Origin of the sequence: Nocardioides sp., from assembly GCF_025964975.1 — a bacterium.
Taxonomy (GTDB): Bacteria; Actinomycetota; Actinomycetes; order Propionibacteriales; family Nocardioidaceae; genus Nocardioides.
On record NZ_JAOPXV010000171.1, the window covers coordinates 1 to 3,994 of the forward strand.

At 72.2% G+C, this 3,994-nt stretch carries 4 protein-coding genes; all 4 read left to right on the top strand.

All coding sequences use genetic code 11. From position 1 onward, the window contains the following. A partial coding sequence (locus JWN68_RS13100; RefSeq protein ID WP_297739600.1) for an ERAP1-like C-terminal domain-containing protein occupies positions 1-892 on the top strand: 892 nt, incomplete at its 5' end. Beyond that, the gene (locus JWN68_RS13105) at positions 889-1,728 is read left to right on the top strand and encodes a formate dehydrogenase accessory sulfurtransferase FdhD (RefSeq protein WP_297739602.1); all 840 of its coding nucleotides are present in this window, start codon (positions 889-891) and stop codon (positions 1,726-1,728) included. The genes JWN68_RS13100 and JWN68_RS13105, both read left to right, overlap by 4 nt. Before the next feature lie 59 nt (positions 1,729-1,787). Continuing rightward, a complete protein-coding gene (locus JWN68_RS13110) occupies positions 1,788-2,948 on the top strand; it encodes an exonuclease SbcCD subunit D (protein WP_297739604.1) in 1,161 nt (386 codons plus the stop codon). Beyond that, positions 2,948-3,994 (top strand): SMC family ATPase (locus JWN68_RS13115; protein WP_297739606.1); only part of this gene is annotated, 1,047 nt, incomplete at its 3' end. The genes JWN68_RS13110 and JWN68_RS13115, both read left to right, overlap by 1 nt.

The window sequence follows — 3,994 nt, forward strand, 5'->3', positions numbered from 1 at the left end:
CTCGACGCTCGACGACGACCTGCTGCGCGCCTCGTTCTGGAACAACGTCCGGAGCTCGTTCGAAGTGGCGGCGACGACTCCTGAGCAGGTGCTTGCGCTGGCGGCCCTCTCGATCCCCACCGAGCCCAGCGACGAACCACTCTCCTTCAACGAGCGCGCCAGCGACCCGAGCAGGCTCCTCCTCACCGAGTGGCTGGTCACCAAGGTGGCGCCCCTGGCGGCGGACCCGCACCAGGCAGCCAGGGCACTCCACGAGGCCTACCTGGCGCGCGCCGTGAGCGCGGACCCGGGAAGCACGGTCCAGCACGCCGCCTTTCAGGGGGCCGTCGAGACTGCCGCGTCCACGACCGACCTGCGCGCCTGGTTGGACGGTGGCGTCCCGGATGGCGTGTCCCTGGACCTGTCGCTGCGGTGGCGGATCCTCGCCCGGTGCGCAGCCCTGGGCGAGCTGGACCACGCATCCCTCGACCGGCACCTCGCCGCCGAGCGGACGGCCACGTCCACGGTCGCCCACGCCCGGGCCGTCGCGTCCCTGCCCACCCCGGAGGCCAAGTCGTGGGCGTGGGACCATTTCACGGGCGTCGCCGACGTCGCCAACTACGAGCTCCAGGCGGCCGGTCAGGGCATGTGGCGACCCGGTCAGGAATCCCTCACCGCTCCGTACGTCGACCGGTTCTTCGACGACCTGCCGGGCACGTCCACCCATCGCAGCGGCTGGCTGGTCGCCGACGCGGCCTGCTGGTTCTTCCCCCTCACCTCGTTGACCGACGAGACGGCGGCCCGCGCCGAGGCGCTGGCGGGCGACGAGGGCCTCGACCACACGCTGAGACGGCAGATGGCGATCATGGCCGACGAGGTCCGTCGACGCATCGCCGTACGCTCGAAGCCGTGAGCAGTCTGGATCCCGCTTCCCGGGCTCGTCGTCCCGGTCCGACCGTACGCACGCGTGTCACCGAGCATGCGGACGTCGGCGAGCGGAAGCGCGAGGACCGGCTGGCCACCGAGGAACCCCTGGAGATCCGGCTCGCAGGCAACGGGCTGCCCGCCCGCCGCATCTGGGTCACCATGCGCACCCCCGGAAACGACTTCGAGCTGGCGGCGGGGTTCGCGGCCAACGAGTCGTTGATCTCGCCGGGCGACATCAGGCAGGTGGCCTACTGCACCGACGCCGACCTGGATCCCGAGCAGGAGTTCAACGTCGTGACCATCACCGTGGCGGGCGCCGTCGACATCGCGCCACGCCATGCAGCGCTGTCGTCCGGCTCCTCGGCGTGTGGGGTCTGCGGCAAGGACAGCGTCGCCTCGGTGCTGGACGTCCGGGCATCTGAGACCTGGGCGGGTCCGATCCCCTCCCCCGACGTCGTGCGAAGCCTCCCCGACGCACTCCGGGAGCAGCAACCCCACTTCAAGCGGACGGGCGGGGTGCACGCCGCCGCGCTGGCGGACGTCGAGGGACGACTGCTCGTCGTCCGCGAGGACGTCGGGCGGCACAACGCGGTCGACAAAGTCATCGGAGCGCGCATCCTGGCCGGCGAGCCCCGGAGCGCTGCGTGCCTGGTGGTGAGCGGCCGTGCGGGCTTCGAGCTGGTCCAGAAGGCCGTGGCGAGTGGCATCGGGTCGCTGGTGTCCGTGGGCGCACCGACCAGCCTCTCGGTGCGTCTGGCGACCGAGTCGGGTGTGGCCCTGTTCGGCTTCACCGATGCGTCCCGGTGCGTGCAGTACGCCTGATCGCACTCCTGCGGCGTGGGCTCCTGAGGGTTGTCGGTGGTTGAACCTAGGTTCGACCCATGCGGATCCTGCACACCTCTGACTGGCACCTGGGAAGGTCCTTCCATCGCGAGGGCCTCCTGGGACACCAGAGTGCGTTCATGGATCACCTGCTCGACGTCGTGGCGAGTGAGAAGGTCGACGTCGTCGTGGTCGCGGGCGACATCTACGACCGGGCGCTCCCGCAGGTCGACGCCGTCCGCGTGGCGGACGAGACGCTCGCGCGTCTGGCCTCGTCCCGGGCGGCGGTGGTGGTGAGCAGCGGCAACCACGACTCAGCCCAGCGGCTGGGGTTCGGCAGCCGGCTGATCGATGCGGCGGGGGTCTTCCTCCGCACCGACGCCCGGGGGGTCGGCACCCCCGTGCTGCTCGGCGACGAGCACGGCGAGGTCGCCTTCCACGCCCTGCCCTACCTCGACCCCACCGCGATGATGGAGCCATGGTCGCTGCCGGTGCGGTCGCACGAGGTCGTGCTGACCGAGGCCATGCGTCGCGTGCGGGCCGACCTGGACACGCGTCCGGGCGTCCGTTCGGTGGTGCTCGCCCACGCGTTCGTCGCCGGCGCAGCCCCCTCGGAGTCGGAGCGGGACATCAGCGTCGGCGGCGTCAGTCGCGTGCCCACGAGCACCTTCGACGACATCGACTACGTCGCCCTGGGGCACCTGCACGGAGCCCATACCCTCGACGAGCGCATCCGCTACAGCGGCTCCCCGCTGGCCTACTCGTTCGGTGAGGCCGACCACGTCAAGGGCAGCTGGCTGGTCGACCTGGACCGCTCGGGTGCCTGCGCCGCCGAGTTCGTCGAGGCGCCGGTGCCGCGGCGGCTGGCGCGACTCACCGGCGCCCTCGAGACGCTCCTCACCGATCCGCGGCTCGCGGTCCACGAGCACGACTGGCTTCACGTGACCCTGACCGACCAGCTCCGTCCCCCTCAGGCGATGGAGCGGCTGCGCCGCCGTTTCGAGCACACCCTGGTGCTGTCCTTCTCGCCAGCGGGCGCGCGGCTGCCCGCGGCACCGCAGGCCCGGGCGACCGGGCGTCGCGACCACGACATCGCCCTCGACTTCGTCCGGGAGCTGCGAGGAGTGCCGGCCAGTCCTGCGGAGTCCTCGCTCCTGCTGGCGGCCTGCGACGCCTGCGGTGACGACACCGACCTGGACGCTGTGGTGGGGGTCGACTGATGCGTCTGCACTCACTGCAGATCACCGCCTTCGGACCCTTCGCCGACACGTGCGAGGTCGACTTCGACGTGCTGTCCGACGCGGGGTTGTTCCTGCTGAGCGGCCCCACCGGCGCCGGCAAGTCGAGCATCCTCGACGCCGTGTGCTTCGCGTTGTACGGCGACGTCCCCGGCGACCGAGGCACCGCTGGCCGGCTGCGGTGCGACCAGGCCCCGGAGGGCGTGGCCCCGCGCGTGCGTCTCGAGGTGACCCTGTCCGGTCGTCGGTTCCGCATCGAGCGCTCGCCGAGGTGGGAGCGGCCCAAGAAGCGCGGCACCGGCGTCACCGCCCAGCAGGCCTCGGTCGTCGTCAGCGAGCGGGTCGCCCAGGCGTGGCAGCCGCTGTCCACCCGTCTCGACGAGACCGGGCACCTGGTGACCGGACTGGTCGGGCTCAACCTCACCCAGTTCACCCAGGTGGCCATGCTGCCCCAAGGCCGGTTCCAGGCGTTCCTGCGTGCCCGCTCCGAGGAGCGTCATGCCCTGCTGAGACAGGTGTTCCGCACCGGCCGGTTCGACCGGATCGAGCAGTGGCTGCGGGAGCGTCGGCTCGATCTGCAGCGCACCTCGGCCGCCCACGGGCGCGACGTCGCGCAGCTGGTGAGTCGGCTCAGCGAGACGGCTGGTCAAACCCTGCCTCCCGACTGGGCCGTCGCCGACCTGTCGCTCGAGGCGTCCGACCACGCCCTGACCCGCTGGGTTGAGGGGCTGCTGGCCGCGGCGGAACAGGACGTCGTGGCGACTGCTGCCGCTCGCGCGCAGGCCGACGAGGCCGTCGCTCGTTCCTCCGGCGCTTTGGCCGCCGGTCGGTCACTTGCTGGGCGACAGGCTGCCCACGCCGCCGCTGCGGCGGTCCTCGCCCAGCACGACGACGACGCGCTGGCCAAGCTGCGCAGCCGCTCGAGGCGTGCGGATCGGGCAGAGCCGCTCCGCGAGCTCGAGACGACCGTGGCGGCGGACGCGGCTCGCCTGGCCGAGCTGGGGCGCGAGGCGGCGGCGGTCGCCGCC

Coding starts and splice junctions, on each gene's coding strand:
- JWN68_RS13110 (WP_297739604.1), top strand. CDS start 1,788: ATGCGGATCCTGCACACCTCTGACTGGCACCTGGGAAGGTCCTTCCAT.